The 18,571-nt window shown below is 72.3% G+C and carries 18 protein-coding genes, 1 pseudogene and 1 riboswitch; of the genes and pseudogenes, 16 read left to right on the top strand and 3 right to left on the bottom strand.

Annotation, left to right across the window (positions count from 1 at the left end; all coding sequences use genetic code 11):
• The first annotated feature begins 65 nt into the window (after positions 1-65).
• The 9 genes from ACLJPY_RS29555 to folK all read left to right on the top strand — a co-directional run bounded on the left by ACLJPY_RS29555 (position 66) and on the right by folK (position 8,487).
• Complete coding sequence (locus ACLJPY_RS29555; protein WP_410593333.1) at positions 66-431, top strand: hypothetical protein; 366 nt, start codon at positions 66-68, stop codon at positions 429-431.
• Positions 432-453: 22 nt separating this feature from the next.
• The gene (locus ACLJPY_RS29550; RefSeq protein ID WP_410593331.1) at positions 454-1,872 is read left to right on the top strand and encodes a hypothetical protein; all 1,419 of its coding nucleotides are present in this window, start codon (positions 454-456) and stop codon (positions 1,870-1,872) included.
• Between the two features lie 62 nt (positions 1,873-1,934).
• Positions 1,935-2,711, top strand: a complete 777-nt coding sequence (locus tag ACLJPY_RS29545; RefSeq protein ID WP_410593329.1) for an ESX secretion-associated protein EspG — start codon at positions 1,935-1,937, stop codon at positions 2,709-2,711.
• A gap of 100 nt (positions 2,712-2,811) precedes the next feature.
• A complete protein-coding gene (locus ACLJPY_RS29540) occupies positions 2,812-3,636 on the top strand; it encodes an ESX secretion-associated protein EspG (protein ID WP_410593327.1) in 825 nt (274 codons plus the stop codon).
• 201 nt (positions 3,637-3,837) lie between these two features.
• Positions 3,838-6,231, top strand: coding sequence for an ATP-dependent zinc metalloprotease FtsH (ftsH, locus tag ACLJPY_RS29535; RefSeq protein ID WP_410593326.1), 2,394 nt, complete (start codon positions 3,838-3,840; stop codon positions 6,229-6,231).
• Complete coding sequence (gene folE / locus ACLJPY_RS29530) at positions 6,209-6,814, top strand: GTP cyclohydrolase I FolE (protein ID WP_410593324.1); 606 nt, start codon at positions 6,209-6,211, stop codon at positions 6,812-6,814. The genes ftsH and folE overlap by 23 nt, the downstream gene beginning before the upstream one ends.
• A 35-nt stretch (positions 6,815-6,849) precedes the next feature.
• Entirely contained in the window at positions 6,850-7,647 is a 798-nt protein-coding gene (folP, locus tag ACLJPY_RS29525; RefSeq protein ID WP_410593547.1) for a dihydropteroate synthase, read from the top strand.
• Positions 7,640-7,999, top strand: coding sequence for a dihydroneopterin aldolase (folB, locus tag ACLJPY_RS29520; protein ID WP_410593322.1), 360 nt, complete (start codon positions 7,640-7,642; stop codon positions 7,997-7,999). The genes folP and folB overlap by 8 nt, the downstream gene beginning before the upstream one ends.
• Positions 7,996-8,487 carry a 2-amino-4-hydroxy-6-hydroxymethyldihydropteridine diphosphokinase gene (folK, locus tag ACLJPY_RS29515; RefSeq protein WP_410593321.1) on the top strand — a complete coding sequence of 164 codons (492 nt, stop codon included), beginning with the start codon at positions 7,996-7,998 and terminating at the stop codon, positions 8,485-8,487. The genes folB and folK overlap by 4 nt, the downstream gene beginning before the upstream one ends.
• Before the next feature lie 259 nt (positions 8,488-8,746).
• On the opposite strand, the gene ACLJPY_RS29510 is transcribed toward folK, so the two are convergent.
• The gene (locus ACLJPY_RS29510; protein WP_410593320.1) at positions 8,747-9,682 is read right to left on the bottom strand and encodes a MerR family transcriptional regulator; all 936 of its coding nucleotides are present in this window, start codon (positions 9,680-9,682) and stop codon (positions 8,747-8,749) included.
• A gap of 61 nt (positions 9,683-9,743) precedes the next feature.
• Here ACLJPY_RS29510 and ACLJPY_RS29505 point away from each other — a divergent pair, with 61 nt between their 5' ends.
• From ACLJPY_RS29505 to ACLJPY_RS29475, 7 genes and pseudogenes are all read left to right on the top strand, one after another.
• Positions 9,744-10,205, top strand: a complete 462-nt coding sequence (locus tag ACLJPY_RS29505) for a DUF3180 domain-containing protein (protein ID WP_410593318.1) — start codon at positions 9,744-9,746, stop codon at positions 10,203-10,205.
• A gap of 69 nt (positions 10,206-10,274) precedes the next feature.
• Positions 10,275-12,650 (top strand): DUF6779 domain-containing protein, encoded by a 2,376-nt coding sequence (locus tag ACLJPY_RS29500; RefSeq protein WP_410593316.1) that lies wholly within the window; start codon positions 10,275-10,277, stop codon positions 12,648-12,650.
• 713 nt (positions 12,651-13,363) lie between these two features.
• Entirely contained in the window at positions 13,364-14,467 is a 1,104-nt protein-coding gene (locus tag ACLJPY_RS29495) for a PrsW family intramembrane metalloprotease (RefSeq protein WP_410593545.1), read from the top strand.
• A gap of 131 nt (positions 14,468-14,598) precedes the next feature.
• Positions 14,599-15,516 (top strand): annotated as a pseudogene (locus ACLJPY_RS29490) (Rossmann-like and DUF2520 domain-containing protein); the annotation flags it as partial.
• Positions 15,513-16,418 (top strand): pantoate--beta-alanine ligase, encoded by a 906-nt coding sequence (gene panC / locus ACLJPY_RS29485; protein ID WP_410593315.1) that lies wholly within the window; start codon positions 15,513-15,515, stop codon positions 16,416-16,418. The pseudogene ACLJPY_RS29490 and the gene panC, both read left to right, overlap by 4 nt.
• Positions 16,419-16,428: 10 nt before the next feature.
• The gene (panD, locus tag ACLJPY_RS29480) at positions 16,429-16,926 is read left to right on the top strand and encodes an aspartate 1-decarboxylase (RefSeq protein ID WP_410593313.1); all 498 of its coding nucleotides are present in this window, start codon (positions 16,429-16,431) and stop codon (positions 16,924-16,926) included.
• Between the two features lie 5 nt (positions 16,927-16,931).
• Complete coding sequence (locus ACLJPY_RS29475) at positions 16,932-17,708, top strand: type III pantothenate kinase (RefSeq protein ID WP_410593311.1); 777 nt, start codon at positions 16,932-16,934, stop codon at positions 17,706-17,708.
• 7 nt (positions 17,709-17,715) lie between these two features.
• Here the strand turns inward: ACLJPY_RS29475 and ACLJPY_RS29470 are convergent, their stop codons facing one another.
• Both ACLJPY_RS29470 and ACLJPY_RS29465 read right to left on the bottom strand, forming a co-directional pair.
• Positions 17,716-18,117, bottom strand: a complete 402-nt coding sequence (locus ACLJPY_RS29470) for a DUF6640 family protein (RefSeq protein ID WP_410593309.1) — start codon at positions 18,115-18,117, stop codon at positions 17,716-17,718.
• A gap of 33 nt (positions 18,118-18,150) precedes the next feature.
• The gene (locus ACLJPY_RS29465) at positions 18,151-18,465 is read right to left on the bottom strand and encodes a DMT family transporter (RefSeq protein WP_410593307.1); all 315 of its coding nucleotides are present in this window, start codon (positions 18,463-18,465) and stop codon (positions 18,151-18,153) included.
• 29 nt (positions 18,466-18,494) lie between these two features.
• A riboswitch (guanidine-III (ykkC-III) riboswitch) is annotated at positions 18,495-18,557 on the bottom strand.
• Positions 18,558-18,571 lie beyond the last annotated feature (14 nt).

Below are 18,571 nucleotides of genomic sequence, written 5' to 3'. Positions count from 1 at the left end.
GTTAACCTATGCGAAGACCAATCGTGCCCGCGGTGTCCGGGTCGGGGGAACGGGAGAGAGTGCAGATGGGGAACAGCAGCACTGCCGACGCGAACGCCTTCAAGGCCGCGGCCGCGGCGGGTCAGGTCGGGATCGACCCCGACGCCGCGCAGACCGTGCTGAACAAGATCCGCACCGGCAAGGACGCGGTCGAGGCCCTGCTCGCCGGGGCGGGCGCGCTCGCCCAGCCGCCGAAGCTCGGTGACAACCCGGTGGGCAACGCGATGGCCGCGAAGTTCGTGCAGCGCGCGGACGGCGGGGGCGACTCCTACGCCGCCGCGCTGCAGAACCTGCTCGACCAGTACTCCGCCGCCGAAGAGGGCATCGTCACGGCGATGTCCCGGTACCACGAGATCGACCAGGCCGCCGCCGACCCGTTCCGCAACGCCTGAGTCCAGAGGGGAACTCGTAGTCATGGCTCCGAACCACACCGACCAGCCGGCCGCGACCACTCCGGGCCCTGGTGACCAGGGCTCGCTGGTGCCGCTCGGCGACAACTCGGCGTCGCAGAACATCGTCCAGAACGCCCGCGGCAGTGCCGGCGGCTTCGACATGGGCAGCGACCGCGCGATCGCGAACCCGCCGAACTGGAACGCGCAGGAGAGCCAGCAGCTCTACGCCGGCGCGGTCAACAACAACGACCCCGGCACCGCCGAGGCGACCGGGCAGGCCTGGGCGCACCACGGCAGCGAGCTGAAGCAGGCGTCCGACCACCTGTACAACGCGATCGCCGAGCTGGGCAACGCCTGGGTCGGCCGCGGTGCCGCGGGTGCGCAGGGTGCGCTGGTGGCCATCGCGAACTCCGGTTCGCAGGCCTCCGACGCCGCGCACACGATGTCCGACCGGCTCGCCCGGCAGGCCGCCGCGGCCGCCGAGGTCAAGAAGATGCCCGCCCCGAAGGACTACGACCCCAAGCAGGCCATGGCGGCCGCGCTCGCGGGCGGTCCGGCGGCGCTGATCGCCGACCAGAAGGCGCAGGCGGACGCCGCCAACGACGTCAAGGCGCAGCAGGTCGCGTTCTTCAACGCCTACACCCAGGCGATGAAGGAGGTCGACAACTCGACGCCGAGCTTCGGCCCCGAGTCGCTCGGCATGAAGCCGACGGGGTCGCACAACTCCTTCTCGTTCGACTCGGTGAACACCGTCGGCAGCACCGGCCCGGTCGAGGGCCTCTCCGGTGCGGGCGGCGCTGTCTTCGCGGCCGGCGCCACGGGCTTCGGCGGCCACGGCGGCGCGATCGATGCGCAGCACGCCGGTTTCGCCGGGCCGAACGGGACCCACGGCGGCGTCCCGGCGGCCGGCTTCGGCCAGGACGCGGCGACGCTCGGCAGCGACGGCGCGGGCGGCTCGGTCACGGGCACGGGCGCGGGCACCGGCACCGGTGCGGGCACCGTCGGCTCCGGCAGCGCCCACCCCGGCGGCAGCAACCCGCTCGGCAAGGTCGGCATGGGCCTCGGCATCGGCGGGGTCGCCGGCGGTCTCGGCGCGCTGGCGTCGCGGGTGCTGGGCGCGGGCAGCAAGTCCGGCGCGAAGTCCGAGAACGACACGAAGCTGGCGGCGGCCGAGGGCCAGGGCCAGAGCGCCGCGTCGGCCCAGGCGCCGCAGCAGGGTCTGGTCTCGTCCGCGGGCACGATCGGTGGGCAGACCGCGCCGCCGATGAACCCGGCGGGCATGGGCGGCATGGCTCCGCACGGTGCTCAGGGCGAGCAGGACGAGGAGCACACGCACGCGTCCTTCCTCATCGAGGCGGACCCGGACGAGGCCTTCGGCGCGAACCAGGCGACCCCGCCGCCGGTCATCGGCGCGTGGTCCGAGGACGACGAAGACCACTGATCCTTTCTCGGGCCGGGCACGCCGGTGGTGTGCCCGGCCCGAGCATCTTCGTGGGGGGCTCGATGCCGAACGCCGAGCTGCTCACCCCGCTCGAGGTGGACTTCCTGTGGGAGTCGGCCGGGCTGGGCGAGCTGCCGTACCCGCTGCGCATCCGTTCGCACGGCGCGACCGTCGACGAGCGGGAGCTGCTGCGTCGCCGCACGCTGGAGGGGCTCACCGCGCGCGGTCTCGCCGACGGCCGCGGCCGGCCCGAGCCGCACGTCGAGGACTACTTCGGCGTGCTGGCGAGCCCCGAACTGAGCCTGGACGCCGTTCAGCTGATCGCCCCGGAGGCCGAACCGCTGCTCGCCGTCGCCGGCGTGCTGGGCGGCCAGGGCCTGCTGGCCGTGCAGGACACGCGCGGCCTGCACCTGCAGCCGTGCCCGCCCGACGGGCTCGCCAGCGCGATCGTGTCGCTGCTGCCCGGCGCCCCGCGCGGCAGCGAAAAGTCGGTCACCGTCCCGCTGGACCAGCTGACCGGCGGCGACTTCCTGCAGCGGCGCGGCCACGGCGACGAGCGTGCGTCGGCCGACGAGGACCGCAAGGCACTGGCGAAGCTGCAGGCCCAACCCCGGCTGCGTGGCGGCCAGATCGGCGCCAACGCCCGCAGCCGCCTGGGCGGGCGCACCCGGACGCCGGTGCTGAGCTGGTTCGACACCGAGACGGGCCGGTACTTCACGCAGGCCACCCGTGGCCGCGACGGCCGGGACTGGGTCTCGATCGCCCCCGCGGACGCCGCCACGCTGCGCCACCGCCTCGGTGAGATGCTGGCCGGAGCCGCGACGACCAGCGCGGTGTGATCGGCCCGGGTTCTTCGGCCGTGCCCTGCTCGCCACCGGACCGGTCCGGTTTTGTCGGTGGTGCGGGCTACGGTGAGCAAGAGTCCGATCCGGGAGAGTGATGATGCAAGAGTTCTTCTCGCCACTGGCGTTCGACTTCCTCTGGGAGTCGGCGCAGGTCGGGGAGCTGCCGTACCCGCTGGTCGTCCGGTCGCACGGCGCCACCGAGGATGAGCGCGTGTCGCTGCGTCACCGCGTCGACGTCGAACTGAAGGCGCGGGGCATCCGCGACCCGCGCGGCCGGCTCGCGCCGCCGATCGAAGACGCCCTGCACCTGCTGGCCTTCGCCCCGCTGACCATCGACGCGCTGCACATCCCGCAGTTCGAAGCCCCCACGGTCGGCGTCCTCGCGGCGGCCGACGAGACCACCGGCGTGCTGGCCGTCCAGGACGCCGACGGGATCTGGCTGCGCGACGTCCCGGCGGACGGCATGGTCTCCGCCGTCGTCGGGGTGCTGCCCGCCGGGCCGCGCGGCAGCGAGGCGTCGGTCACACTCCCCCTGGACGACGCCTTGCGCACGGCGCCGATCCGGGTACCGGTGTCGCTCCCGTCCGGGGGTGAGGAAGAAGACAGACGCCGGGGCAAGGTCCGCCGGGCACCGCTGAGCGAACGGCTCACGGCGGACCCGCGGGAGGCCTACGGCCGCATCGCCGGGCAGCCGCGTCAGCGCGGTGGTCAGCTGGCCGCGAACAGCCGTTCGCAGGTCGGAGCCAAGCAGCGGTCCCGCGTCCTGGGCTGGTTCGACACCGCGACCGGGCGCTACCTGAGCGTCTCCCGCGCAGGTAGCGACGGCCGCGAATGGGTCACCGTGGCCCCCGCGGACCCGGCGACGCTGCGCACCCGGCTGGGCGAGATGGTGAGCAGTGTGTCGGACGGCACGCGCTAGCGTGGCGGTCGTGGACACCGGCCGGGAACCCGGGCGCGGTATCGCCCGTTGACCTGCGAGAGGCTCACAGGGGATGAACGCGGCAGCGGACGGTACCCTGATGGGCAGGTGTCCAGGCACCACGGGTTGTCAAGATCGTGATGGCGGGTATCACAGGAGCCGCCCAACCAGGGAGGGTCGAGGCCACCAGGGCCGAGTCGTATGAACCGGAAGAGCGTGCTCAGGAACCCACTGCTGTGGATCGTCGCGGGGTTGCTGGCGTTGTTCGCGTACAACACGATCTTCGACAGTGATCGTGGGTACACCCAGGCACCCATCTCGGTGGCGAACTCCCAGATCACCTCGAACAACGTCAAGGAAGCCAGCCTCGAAGACAAGGAGCAGCAGCTCAAGCTGCTGCTGAACAAACCTGTCGACGTGGACGGCCAGCAGGTCACCCAGATCATTTCGCAGTACCCCTCGGACGCCACCCGCCCGATCTACGACTCGTTGATCGCGGCGAAGAACGGCGCCCAGCCGATCAAGTTCACCACCAAGGTGACCCAGCAGGGCGTGCTGACGCAGATCCTCATCTTCGCCATCCCGCTCGCCCTCGTCCTGGGCCTGCTGATGTGGATGATGAACAACGCGCAGGGCGGCGGCAACCGCGTCCTCAACTTCGGCAAGTCCAAGGCCAAGCAGCTGAACAAGGACATGCCCAAGACGACGTTCGGTGACGTCGCGGGTGCCGACGAGGCCGTCGAAGAGCTGTACGAGATCAAGGACTTCCTGCAGAACCCGGCGCGCTATCAAGCGCTCGGCGCGAAGATCCCGAAGGGCGTGCTGCTCTACGGGCCGCCGGGTACCGGCAAGACGCTGCTCGCGCGAGCCGTCGCCGGTGAAGCGGGCGTGCCGTTCTACACGATCTCCGGCTCGGACTTCGTCGAGATGTTCGTCGGTGTCGGTGCCTCCCGCGTGCGTGACCTGTTCGAACAGGCCAAGCAGAACGCGCCGTGCATCATCTTCGTCGACGAGATCGACGCGGTCGGCCGCCAGCGCGGCGCCGGCCTCGGCGGCGGGCACGACGAGCGCGAGCAGACCCTGAACCAGCTGCTCGTCGAGATGGACGGCTTCGACGCCCGCGGCGGGATCATCCTGATCGCGGCGACGAACCGGCCCGACATCCTCGACCCGGCGTTGCTGCGCCCCGGCCGGTTCGACCGGCAGATCCCGGTGTCCGCGCCCGACCTGCGCGGCCGCAAGGCGATCCTCGAGGTGCACGCCAAGGGCAAGCCGATCGCCCAGGGCACCGACCTGACCAGCCTGGCCAAGCGGACTGTCGGCATGTCCGGCGCCGACCTGGCGAACGTGCTGAACGAGGCCGCGCTGCTCACCGCCCGCCAGAACGGGCACGTGATCACCGACGCGGCGCTGGAGGAGTCGGTCGACCGCGTCGTCGGCGGGCCGGCGCGCAAGAGCCGGATTATCTCCGAGAAGGAGAAGAAGATCACGGCCTACCACGAGGGCGGGCACGCGCTCGCCGCGTGGGCGATGCCGGACATCGAGCCGGTCTACAAGCTGACGATCCTGCCGCGCGGCCGCACGGGCGGGCACGCGCTGCTCGTCCCGGAGGACGACAAGGACCTGATGACCCGCTCCGAGATGATCGGGCGGCTGGTCTTCGCGATGGGTGGGCGCACGGCCGAAGAGCTCGTCTTCCACGAGCCCACCACCGGCGCGTCCTCGGACATCGAGCAAGCGACGAAGATCGCCCGCGCGATGGTCACCGAGTACGGCATGAGCGCCCGGCTCGGCGCGGTCAAGTACGGCCAGGAGCAGGGCGACCCGTTCCTCGGCCGCTCGGCCGGCCGTCAGGCGGACTACTCGCTGGAAGTGGCGCACGAGATCGACGAGGAGGTGCGCAAGCTCATCGAGACCGCGCACACCGAGGCGTGGCACGTGCTGAACACCTACCGCGACGTGCTCGACGAGCTGGTCATCGAGCTCCTGGAGAAGGAGACGCTGACCCGCAAGGACCTGGAGCGGATCTTCGCGACGGTCGAGAAGCGCCCGCACATCACCGTGTTCAACGAGTTCGGTGAGCGGACGCCGTCGGACAAGCCGCCGATCAAGACCCCGGGCGAGCTGGCGATGGAGCGCGGCGAGCCGTGGCCCCCGCCGGAGAAGGAGAAGCCGGTCCTGAAGCCGGAGCCGACCCCGGTCGGCACCGCCCAGGGCGCGGGCGACCTGCCCGGCGGGCCGCCGTACCCGTCGCCGGTCGACCCGAACGCGAACCCGTACGCCCCACCGGGCGCCTACCCGAACGGCGGCCGTCCCTACGGCGGCCCGAACGGTGGCCCCAACGGCACGGCGCACTGGCCGCAGGCGTACGGCGGCCAGCCGGGCGGCCCGGCCGGCCAGAGCGGTCCGCCGAACTACGGTGCCCCTCCGGGCTGGACGCCCGCGACCTCGCCGGGCGGTCAGCCGGGCCAGTCGTGGCGGCCCGGCGGTGAAGAACGCCCTCGTGAGCACGGCTGGTTCGCCGACCAAGCCGGCAACCAGCAGAGCGAGGGGGAGCAGCGTCGTGACGTGGATGGACCAGAAAAGTCCCAGTGACGCCGTCCGCCCGGTCTTCGACCACGACCGGGCGGAGAAGGCGATCCGCGAGCTCCTCCTGGCGTGCGGCGAAGACCCGGAGCGGGACGGTCTCAAGGAGACCCCCGCCCGGGTGGCCCGCGCGTACCGCGAAATGTTCGCGGGCCTGTACACCGAGCCGGACGCGGTCCTGGACCGCACGTTCGACGAGTCCCACGAAGAGCTCGTGCTGGTCACGGACATCCCGATGTACAGCAGCTGCGAGCACCACCTGGTGCCCTTCCACGGCGTCGCGCACGTCGGGTACATCCCGAACGCCGCCGGCAAGGTCACCGGGCTGTCGAAGCTCGCCCGGGTCGTCGACCTCTACGCGAAGCGTCCGCAGGTCCAGGAGCGGCTGACGTCGCAGGTGGCCGACGCGATCGTGCGGAAGCTCGAGCCGCGCGGGGTGATCGTGGTGATCGAGGCCGAGCACCTTTGCATGGCCATGCGCGGGATCCGCAAGCCCGGCGCGCGCACCACCACGTCCGCCGTGCGGGGGCAGTTCAAGAACTCCGCCAGTTCGCGGGCGGAGGCGCTCGACCTCATCAGGGCCCGCCGGTGAGCGTGGGGCTCCCCGCGCCCGGCCGGTGCGTCGTGATGGGCGTGCTGAACGTGACGCCCGATTCCTTTTCGGACGGTGGCCGCTACCTCGGCCTCGACCAGGCGCTGGAGCACGCGCGCGAGATGTGGGCGCGCGGGGCCGACCTGATCGACGTCGGCGGCGAGTCGACGCGGCCGGGGGCGTCCCGGGTGGACGCCGAGACGGAGCTGCAGCGCATCCTGCCGGTGATCAAGACGCTCGCCGGCGAAGGGGTGGCGCTGTCGGTCGACACCACGCGGGCCGCCGTCGCCGCCGCGGCGCTCGAAGCCGGGGCGCACGTGATCAACGACGTCTCCGGCGGGCTGGCCGATCCGGACATGGCGCGCGTCGCCGCCGGCAGCGGTGCGCCCTGGGTGCTGATGCACTGGCGGGGGCACAGCAAGGACATGCAGACGCTCGCGAAGTACGAAGACGTGGTGGCGGACGTCCGCGCCGAGCTGTTGTCCAGAGTGGACGAAGCACTGGCGGCGGGCGTGGCCGAGAGCGCGATCGTGCTGGACCCCGGGCTCGGTTTCGCGAAGAACGCCGAGCATGACTGGGCGTTGCTGCGCGGGCTCGATTCCTTGGTGTCGCTGGGCTTCCCGGTGCTCGTCGGCGCCTCGCGCAAGCGGTTCCTCGGCCGTCTGCTGTCCGGAACGGACGGCACCCCGCGCCCGCCGGACGGCCGGGAGGACGCCACCGCCGCGGTCTCCGCGCTCGCCGCAGCGGCCGGGGCGTGGGGCGTGCGCGTGCACGAGGTCGGGGCATCGCTGGACGCGGTGGCCGTGGCCGCCGCTTGGAGGACGGATGGCTGACCGGATCACGCTGACCGGCCTGCGCGTGTTCGGGCGCCACGGTGTGTTCGAGCACGAAAAGCGGGACGGCCAGGAGTTCGTCGTCGACATCACGGTGTGGCTGGACCTCGGGCCGGCCGCCGCTTCGGACGACCTGACCAAGACCCTGCACTACGGCGAGCTGGCCGAGCTGGCGGCCGGGATCGTCGCGGGCGAGCCGTACGACCTCATCGAGAGCGTCGCCGGCAAGGTGGCCGACGAAGTCATGCGGGATGAGCGCCTGAGGGCGGTCGAGGTGACGGTGCACAAACCGTCGGCCCCGATCCCGCTGACGTTCGACGACGTGGCCGTCACGGTCCGGCGCGACCGGTGAGCCGCGCGGTCCTCTCGCTCGGCTCCAACCTGGGCGACCGGCTGGGTTTCCTGCGGCTGGCGCTGGACGCGGTCCGGCCGGCGCTGGTGGCGGTGTCGAGCGTGTACGAGACGAAGGCGTGGGGCGTCGAGGACCAGCCGGACTTCCTGAACGCGGTCTGCATCGTCGACGACCCGGCCCGCGACCACTGGGCGTGGCTGCGCACCGGCCAGGCCGCCGAGCAGGCGGCGGGCCGCGTCCGCGAGCTGCGCTGGGGCCCGCGCACGCTGGACGTCGACGTGGTCACGGTGGACGGCGTGACGTCCGCCGACCCGGAGCTGCTGCTGCCGCACCCCGGCACCCCGGACCGCGCGAGCGTGCTGGTGCCGTGGGCGGAAATCGACCCGGACGCGATCCTGCCGGGCCACGGCCCGATCGCGGAGCTGCTGAAGGCCCGTCCGGCGGACGAGGTGGCCACGGTCCGCCGGACGGATCTCGAACTGAGCTGACACCCGCGCCGGACCGGTGCGCCGTGAAGGTGGCCGGCCCAGCTGGACCCGAGTCGAGCACTCTGTGGACAACCCGAGCAACAGGCCGAGCTCTGTGGACAACTCCCGTGCGCGGCCCCGGAACTGTCGGTGCTCGCGAGTAACGTTGAAACCGGGGGTCCCCCAAGCGGCCGGGGCTGGAGAAGCGGCATATCGGTGAACCGGGGGTGGCCGTTACCGATCACCCCCGGTTGTTCGGCGAGCTGTCGTTCCCGTGCGCTCAGCCGCGCAGGGCCGCGATCATGAAGCCGACCGCGGGCTGCGTCGTCGGCACCGGTGGCCAGTCGTTGATGATCGCGAGCAACTGCCAGTAGCGCTCGGCGCGGGCGTCGCCGCTGGACGCGAAGCGGTCCGCCAGCTCGCGGCGGAACCCGGCCGACGCCGCGTCCTGGTCCGGTCGCGCGGAGGCCGTAGCGACCTCGGCCGCAAGCGCTTGCCCCGCCTCCGACGTCGGGTTTTCCCCGGCGTCGACGGCTTCCTGGGCGCGGGCCATCCACTCGTTCCAGTGCGTGCGCCAGGCGTCCGCCGGCTGCTGGAAGTCGCCGTCCTTGATCTGCTGGGCCTGGGTTTCGCTCATGCCGCGGATCAGGGCCCGGAAGTCCGGGTCCTGGACCAGCTCGGCGAACTCGATCCAAGCCTCGAGCTGCTCGGGCGACGGGTCGTCGGGCAGTTCGGGCTTGCCCGAGCGCATCCGGCGGTAGAACTCCTGGTCGATGTCGAGCCCGGCGACCATTTCGTCCCAGAACTCGTCGACCAGCCGCTTGCGCTCTTCGTCGGACATCGACGCGAGACGGTTCATCAGGTTCACTTCCTCCAGTTCGGAATTGCGCTTGGCCACCGCGCGCAGCACCGCCCGGCGCAGCCGCAGCCGCCGGATCTGCTCGTCGAGCGCCTCGACGTGCCGGGTCGCCAGCTCGCCGACGGTCGCGGACTGGCTCAGGGCCGCGGAGACGTCGGCGAGGCCGAGCCCCAGCTCCCGCAGCGTGCGGACCAGCTCCAGGCGGGCCATCGCCGCCGCGTCGTAGAGCCGGTAGCCGGCGTCCGTTCGCTCGGTCGGCGGCAGGAGGCCTTCGTCCGAGTAGAAGCGGATCGTCTTGACCGGCAGGCCGGTCCGCCGGGACAGCTCGCCGATGGTGAAGGTCGCGGTGGTGCCCACAAAACGCATGATGAACTCTCCAGTCGGTGGAGAGTCAACTCTGTCACGGTACGGTTGAGGCATGCACTTCACCCGGCCCCGTGACCTCGTGGTCGCCGGGCTGCTCGGCTTGGGCCTCGGCTACCTGCTTTTCCAGGCGGCGTACGGCTCGCTGCCGCAGCTGCCGCTGCTCGCCGGCGTCACCTTCGCCGTGCTCGCCGTGATCGAGCTCGTGCTGGCCTTCTCGATCCGGTCGCGGATCAAGAACGGCCGGATCGCCGGCGCGATCGGGGTAGCCCGATCGGTGGCGCTCGCCAAAGCTTCGTCACTCGCCGGAGCCTTCATGGCGGGCGCCTGGCTGGCGGCGCTCGCCTATCTTTTTCCCCGACGTGACGAACTCGTCGCGGCGGTGCTCGACACGCGGGCCGCGGTGGTCGGCGCGGCGTCCGCCGCAGCCCTGGTAGCAGCGGCTTTGTGGCTCGAACACTGCTGCCGGACCCCGAACGACCACGATCGGGAGCGCACCCGCGGGACGACCGGTTAGCGCTGGAATCCCACCGCTCGCTGGACCGAGTAGGTCTCGTTCGGATTACGAGCAGGTACGGTGTCAGACATGACCGGCGTGGGTGACGACTCGCGCGGCCGCCTCTTGGGCAGGCCGTGGCTCGTCGTCGGCTTTGTCCTCGCCATCGGAGCCACCCTCGCACTGGTGCTCAGCGACGATCTCCGCTACCTCAGGCTCGGGATCGTCGCGGCCCTCTGGGCCGCCCTGATCGGCGCTTTCCTCGCCGTGAAGTACCGCAAGCACGCGGCACAGAGCGAGGACGCGGTCGCCGAGGCGCAGGCTGTGTACGAACTGGAGCTGGAACGCGAGATCGCGGCCCGGCGCGAATTCGAGCTGGAGGTGGAGGCCGAGAAGAGCTCGGTCGCCGACTCAAAGGGCCGCGAGGAGCTGGAGGCGCTGCGCGCCGAGGTGTCCGCGCTGCGCGACAGCCTCCAGTCCCTGTTCGGCGGCGAGGTCCTGCTCGAACGCGTCGCGCTGACCGCGCAGGCGACCCGGATGCGCAAGGTGTCCGACGAGAACCGCCTGGTCACCGACGGCGCGCCGAAGAAGAAGCCCGCTCAGCTGATGGCCGGGAAGAAGCCGGTGCCCGAGGGCGGCGAGCGGCCGACCGAGCTGATCGACCGCGTCCTCGACGAGCGCCGTCGCAAAGCGTCGAACGGGAAGCCCGCGAACGGCAAGGGCCTCGGCAAGGGCAAGGGGTTCGGCGGCAAGCCGGTCCCGAAGACCCCGGCGAACGTCTCCGTGCAGAGCACCCAGCAGATGGCGCGGCCGAAGCCGCTGAGCGATCGCCGTCCGCCGGTGCCGCCGGTCGACCCGGCGCTGAACGCCGCGCAGCGCGAGCTGAAGGCCGCCGAACTGCGCGCCGAAGCCGCGCGCCGCCAGGCCGAGTCGCAGCCGATGCGGCTGCCGAAGCCGGAAGAAGCCGCGAAGCAGCCGGAGCGCCGTCCCGAGGTCGCCGCCGAGCCGACGCGCCGGGACGTGCCGCCGCGGCCCGCCGACCCCAAGACCGAGATCCGGCGCCCGACGGAGCCGAAGACCGAGATCCGCCGCCCGCAGCCGCCGGAGCCGAAGACGGAGATCCGCCGCCCGCAGCCGCCGGAGCCGAAGACGGAGATCCGCCGTCCCGAGCCGCCGCCCGCGCGTCGGGCCGAGATGTCCCGGTCGGACATCCGGCCGGTCGAGGTGTCGCGGACGGACATCCCGCGGGTGGAGATGTCGCGTCCGGACATTCCGCGTGTCGAGGCGCCGCGTCCGGAGGCACCGCGTCCGGGGATTCCGCAGATGCCGCGGGTCGAGGCGCCGCGGCCGAATGTGTCGCGCGCCGAGGCGTCGCGTTCGGATATCCCCCGGGTCGAGATGTCCCGCCCCGATATCCCCCGCGTGGAGATGTCGCGGCCGGACATTCCGCGGGTGGAGATGTCGCGGCCCGATATCCCGCGGGTCGAAATGTCGCGACCGGACATTCCTCGCGTGGAGATGTCCCGGCCGGACATCCCGCGCGTCGAGATGTCCCGGCCGGACCTTCCCCGCGTGGGCGGCCAGCCGAACGGCGTGCGTCCCGAGCCCCGCAAGGCGCCCGAGCCGCCGCGGGCGGTGCCGGGTCGTCCGGCGGCGAACGTGCCGCCGGTGAAGCCGTCCGAGATGTCGCGTTCGGACATCCGGCCGGTCAAGGACCTGAGCGCGGCCTTCCAGAACCGCGACGACTTCGCCGAGCGCCAGCGGCCGAACCGGCCGAAGCCGCCCGAGCCGATGCCGCGGGACGCCGCGGCGTCGCGCACCGACATCCCGCCGGTCGTCCCGCCGACGACACCGGTGCCGAGCAAGAGCCCGTCGCCGCGGCAGCCGTCGCGCACGGACCTGCCCCCGGTGGTGCCGCCGACCACGCCGGTCCCGGCCGCCGACAGCCGCCGCCCGTCGCGGCTGGAGCAGTTCTCGCGGGCGGACATGTCGCCGATCCTGGAGGAGCCGCCGTCCCGCCACGGTGGCTCGCACCGCGCGCCGGCGGAGGCCGCGAAGGCCGAGACGCCCATGGCGAACCCGACGCTGCCGGAGTCGGTCCGCAACTTCCAGGGCCGCTCGGGCGGCCGCCGCCGCAAGCCGGAGGACTCGCAGCAGCTGCCGGCCGTGCCCGCGGCGCCCGAGCCGCCGGGCGGAGGCCGCCGCCGCCGTCCGGACGGCGAGCCCCCGGCCTGGGAGGGCATGGTCGCCGAGCGCGCTTCGATGTCCCGCCGCGGAATGACCCCGGTGGACCCGGCCGAGGTCGAGCAGAACGGCCACAACGGATCCCGCAACGGCCACCGCGCGGCCCCGGAGCCGGCCCCGGGAAGCGGCTCGCACGCGGCGGGCCGTTCGGTGAGCGAGCTCCTGGCGGCCAACGGCGGAACGGGCTCGACCCCCCGCCGCCGCCGGCGCGCGGAGGACTGAGGCTCCCGGCCCGCTGAGCCAAGCGCCCCAAGGCGGCCTTCGGTGCGCAAGACGCACCGAAGGCCGCCTTGGGTGCGTCTCACGCACCGAAGGCCACGTTGGGTCCGGAAGGCGCCGAGGGCCACGTCGCGTACGCGACGAAGGCCGCCTTGGTGCGGGATATCTGAGCCACTTGGGTGCGCGGGTCGCGCTGGGCGCGCAGGTTGCACCGAAGACCGCTTTGGGCGCGCGGGACAAGCCAGCCGCCACTACGCGACGAAGGCCGCTTTGGTGCGGACATGTCTGCGCCACTTGGGTGCGCGGGCCGCGTCGGACGCCGTTCTGGGTACGCAGGTGCGCCGCGGGCCGCTTCGGGTGCGTGGGACAAGCCAGCCGCCACTACGGCCACGTCGGGTTGCGCGGGCGGTTGCACCGCGAGCCGCTCGAGGTGCTGCACCTAAGGCCGCGTCGGGGCGCTGGCCACGCCCGAGGTCGCTTTGGCGTCGCGCACCGAAAGCGGCCTCGGGTGCACCGGACGCACCGAAGGCCGCCTTGGGTGCGTCACACGCAACCAAGGCCGCCTTGGGGCGCAACCCGTGCGAGCCGCAGACGGGCCCGTCTGTGCCAGGTGGCGTTGGTGTTCCCGTCCAGTCTGCGTAGGGTGACCCGCTGTGAGCGGAACCCTCTCGCCTGCGACCGGACTCGATCGTGGACGGCGGCCTCGCCGGGTCACCGTGCTGCTGCCGGTGTTCGGGCTGATCGTGGTGGCCCTGTGCGGCCTCTTCCTGTTCGGGCTCGCCACCGCGCGGGTGGGCCCGCTCGCCGTCACCATCGGCGTCCTCGCCGCGCTCGTGCCCGTGGCCGGTGTCGTCGCCGGGTTCCTCTGGGTCGACCGGTGGGAGCCAGAGCCCGCCAAATTCCTGCTGCTCGCCTTCGCCTGGGGTGCCTGCATCGCCACCATCACGGCGCTGCTCATCAACACCACCGCCGAGGCCGTCGGGGACGAGCTGCTCGGCCAGGGCAGCGGCAACACCGTCGCCGCGCTCGTCTCCGCCCCCGTCGTCGAGGAGGCCGCGAAGGCGCTCTTCGTCGTGCTCATCCTCTGGCGGCGCTCCAGCGAGTTCGACGGCGTCGTGGACGGGGTCGTCTACGCCGGGTTCAGCGCCGCCGGGTTCGCCTTCACCGAGAACATCTACTACTTCGGGCGCGCCTTCGCCGACTACGGCTTCGGGGACGGGCACAGCCAGGGCGTCATCACCGCCTTCTTCCTCCGCGGTGTGCTCGCGCCCTTCACGCACCCGCTGTTCGCCGTGCTCACCGGCATCGGGCTCGGCATCGCCGCGCGGACGACCACCAAGGCCCTCAAGATCATCGCGCCGATCGCCGGGTACCTCGCCGCCGTCTGCCTGCACGCCCTGTGGAACAGCGCCGCGCTGCTCGGCGGGTCGAAGTTCCTCACCGTCTACTTCCTGATCATGCTGCCGCTCTTCGTCGGCGTGCTCTACCTCGTCGTCCTGCAGCGGAAACGGGAACAGCGGATCATCGCCGCCGCGCTGCCGCACATGGCCGCGGCGCGGTGGATCGCGCCGTCGGAGGTCGAGCTGCTGGCCAGCCTGCCCGGCAGGCGGGCGTGGCGGCGGCAGGCCAAGCGGCAGTCGGGCAAGCGGGCGGCGAAGGCCGTCGCCGTGTACCAGGCGAGCGTGACCGAGCTCGCTTTCCTCGACCGGCACCAGCTCACCAGCGACGCCGACCGGCAGCGCCAGCAGGAGCTGCTGCGCACCCTCAAAGCCGCCCGCGCGGAGGCGACGCGCCTCGCCGACGAGGCCGCCCGCGGGTGAACCGGTCCGGGTGAAGCTGGTCACCCGGGCTCAACGGCGCCCGCTCGCCCGAGTTAGTCTCGCGCCGTCGTCCGGTACCCGGAAATGGGACTGGAACGAGAGCAGAGGGAGTCTGCCAGCATGAGCGTCCACAGGCGCACGCCATGATGCGGCCCGCCCGCCTTGCGGTCGGCGTCGTTTCCGCCGGCCGGGTGGGCAGCGTGCTCGGCGCCGCGCTGGCCCGGGCGGGGCACACCGTGGTCGCCGCGTCCGGCCTGTCCGCTTCGTCGCTGGCCCGTGCCGAACGTCTCCTGCCCGACGTGCCCCTCCTGCCGCCCGACGAGACCGTCCGCCGGGCGGACCTGGTGCTGCTCGCCCTCCCCGACGACGCGCTGGCCGGGATGGTCCGCGGGCTCGTCGCCACCGAGTCGCTGCGGCCCGGGCAGATCGTCGTGCACACCTCCGGCGCGCACGGTATCGGCGTCCTCGCCCCCGCGGCCGAGGCCGGGGCCCTGCCGCTCGCCCTGCACCCGGTGATGACGTTCACCGGCCGCGAGGAGGACCTCGAGCGGCTGGCGGCGTGCAGCATCGGCGTCACGGCCGCCGAGGACGACGAAGCCGCGTGGCACGTCGGCGAAGCGCTGGCCGTGGAGATGGGTGCCGAACCGGTGCGGATCCCCGACTCCGCGCGAGCGCTCTACCACGCTGCGTTGGCCCACGGCGCAAACCACCTGATGACGCTGGTCGCCGACTGCGCGGACCTGTTGCGCCAAGCCGGAATCGGGCAATCCGAACGCCTGGTCGCCCCACTGCTCTCGGCGGCGTTGGATAATGTGCTGCGACACGGCGACCGCGCCCTCACCGGTCCGGTCGCCCGTGGCGACGCCGGCACCGTCCGCAAGCACCTCGCGGTGCTGGCGGACCGGGCGCCGGACGTGGCGCCGGCCTACCGCGCGCTGGCCAAGCGCACGGTGGCGCGCTCGTCGGCAGCCGGGCTGCTGGACACCGCGGCCGCGAAAGACCTCACCGAACTCCTCGACGATCCCGCCGAAGGGCACCCAGACCAGTGACCACACCGAAATTCAGCCGCGGCACCCTGAACGCGTTCGCGTCGCCCGAGCACGTGAGCCAGGTCAGCCGGGCGCTGCACGGCGTCGGCCGCAAGCTGGCGCTCGTGCCGACCATGGGCGCGCTGCACGCCGGGCACCGCGAGCTGATCCGCCGCGCGAAGCGGCTGCCGAACACCGTCGTGGCCACCTCGATCTTCGTGAACCCGCTGCAGTTCGGCGCGGGCGAGGACTTCGAGGCCTACCCCCGGCCGCTCGAAGCCGACCTCGACGTCCTGCGCGAAGACGGCATCGAGATCGCGTTCACGCCGAGCGTGGACGCCCTCTACGCCGAGGGTGCCGTGGTGACCGTGCACCCGGGCCCGCTCGGCGACGAGCTCGAAGGCGCCGCGCGCCCCGGCCACTTCGCCGGTGTGCTCACCGTCGTGGCGAAGTTGTTCAACCTGCTCCGTCCGGACTACGCCTTCTTCGGCGAAAAGGACTACCAGCAGCTGGTGCTGATCAAGCGGATGGTGCGCGACCTGAACATCGACACGCGCGTGATCGGCGTGCCGACCGTGCGCGAGCGCGACGGGCTCGCGTTGTCGTCCCGCAACGTCTACCTGACGCCTGAGCAGCGCGAAGACGCCATCGTCCTGTCGGCCGCCCTCACCGCGGGGGCGTTCGTCGGCCGGGACGGGGCGGACGCGGTCCTCGAGACCGCGTGGAAGACCCTCGCCGCGCGGCCCGCGGTCGAGGTGGATTACCTCGAATTGCGGGGAACCGATCTCGGGCCCGCGCCCGTCGATGGGGAAGCACGCTTGTTGATCGCGGCCCGGGTGGGGAGTACCCGGCTGATCGACAACGTTCCGGTGTTGCTCGGCGCCGCCGTCGAGCACCCGGAGCGGTTGGACGCAGGGGAATAAGGAGTCCACGATGTACCGCACGATGCTCAAGTCGAAGATCCACCGGGTCACCGTGACCCAGGCCGACCTGCACTACGTCGGTTCGGTGACGGTCGACGAGGACCTGATGGAGGCCGCGGACCTGCTGCCGGGGGAACAGGTGTCCATTGTGGACGTCACCAACGGGGCCCGGCTGGAGACCTACGTCATCAAGGGGGAACGCGGCAGCGGGGTGCTCGGCATCAACGGTGCCGCGGCGCACCTGGTGCACCCGGGTGACCTGGTCATCCTCATCTCGTACGGCCAGATGGACGACGCCGAAGCGGCGACGTACCAGCCGCGCGTGGTGTTCGTCGACGCCGACAACCGGATCGTCGACCGGCACACCGACCCCGGCCACGCGCCGGAAGGATCGGGCCTGCTCTCGGGCACGGTGACGCTGCCGCCGGACGACGAGGCGGCGATCTTCCCGGTCGCCGAGACGGCGGACGCCCGCCGGCTCGACGCGTTGCTGCACGCGGAAAGCTGACCCGCTTGCTGCTCACCGTCGACGTCGGCAACACGAACATCGTGCTGGGCCTGTGGTCCGGGCCGGAACTCGTGGGCGACTGGCGCATGCGCACGGACGCGCGCATGACGGCCGACGAGCTGGCGCTGACGGTCCGCGGTCTGCTCGGCCCGCACGCGGACGAGGTGTCCGGGATCAGCGCGTTGTCGACGGTGCCGGCGGTGCTGCGCGAGCTGCGGGTGATGCTCGGGCGGTACTACGCCCGGGTCCCGAAGGTCGTGGTCGAGCCGGGCGTGCGCACGGGCGTGGCGCTGCTGGTGGACAACCCGAAGGAGGTGGGCGCGGACCGGCTGGTGAACACGCTGGCCGCGCACCACCTCCACGACACCGCGTGCGTGGTGGTCGACTTCGGCACGTCGACCAACGTCGACGCGATCTCGGCCCGCGGCGAGTTCCTGGGCGGCGCGTTCGCCCCGGGCATCGAGATCTCGGTGGACGCGCTGGCGTTGCGCGCGGCGGCGCTGCGGAAGGTCGAGCTGGTCCGGCCGCGGTCGGTGATCGGCAAGAACACCGTGGAGTGCCTGCAATCCGGCATCCTCTACGGCTTCGCGGGCCAGGTCGACGGCCTGGTCCGCCGGATCGTCCGCGAGCTTTCCCCGGGCGGCGCGGAACCGGTGGCGGTGCTGGCCACGGGCGGCCTCGCGCCACTGGTGCTCGGCGAGTCGGAGACGATCACCCACCACGTCCCGGAGCTGACGCTGCTCGGCCTCCGGCTGGCCTACGAGCGCAACACCCGGCCCTGACCGGCCGTCAGCCGCGCGCCAGGCGACGGCGCTCCAGCACGTACCCCAGGGCCGTCACCGCCAGCGCCGGGAAGGCGATCTTCGCCTGCGGGAACCGGTCGGCCCCCGGCGGGTCCACCGCGCGGGACCCCGGGTAGGCCAGCGCCGAAATCTGCGTCAGCCAGTACAGCGACGCCAGCACGGCCCCGGCGTCGAGACCCGCCCGGGTCGGCCGTCGCCAGAGCTGCCACAGGCTCGTCGCCCCCAGCGCGAGCCCCAGGCTCATGGTCTGCCCGTTGTGGAACTTCGCGTGCGGTGGCCACTGCGGGTTGTAGACGTGCGTTTCGTTCCAGTCGGCCTTGTACGGGCCCACTGCCGTCACCAACGAGGTCAGCGAGATCAAGGCCCGCCCCAGTGATTTCCTGCGCATCCCCGCAGTATCGAACCTCCACCTCGATCGAGGTCAAGGCAGGAGTTTCAGCCCCACGACACCCGCGACGATCAGCGCCAGGCAGGTGATCCGGGTCGCCGTCACCGGGTCGCCCAGTGCGAGGATCCCGTACGCCGCCGTGCCGACCGTGCCGATGCCGACCCAGACGGCGTACCCCGTGCCGAGCGGGATTTCGCGCAGCGCGTAAGCCAGACCGCTCATGCTCAGCACCAGCGCGACGACGAACGTCACGACCGGGAGCGGCCGGGAGAACCCCTTCGAGGCACCGAGAGCGGCCGCCCAGACGGTTTCCAGCACGCCGGACAGGACGAGGACGAACCAGGACACGATCGGACCTTTCGCAGTGTTTTTCAGGCACTGCGCCGTCTTGTCCTGACCGGGTACGACGCGCTCGTCCGGGACCTGGAGATCAGGTCGCTGCCGAACCTAGCAC

This window comes from Amycolatopsis sp. lyj-23 (assembly GCF_046549135.1).
Taxonomy (GTDB): domain Bacteria; phylum Actinomycetota; class Actinomycetes; order Mycobacteriales; family Pseudonocardiaceae; genus Amycolatopsis.
This window is presented reverse-complemented; position numbering and strand designations above follow the sequence as displayed.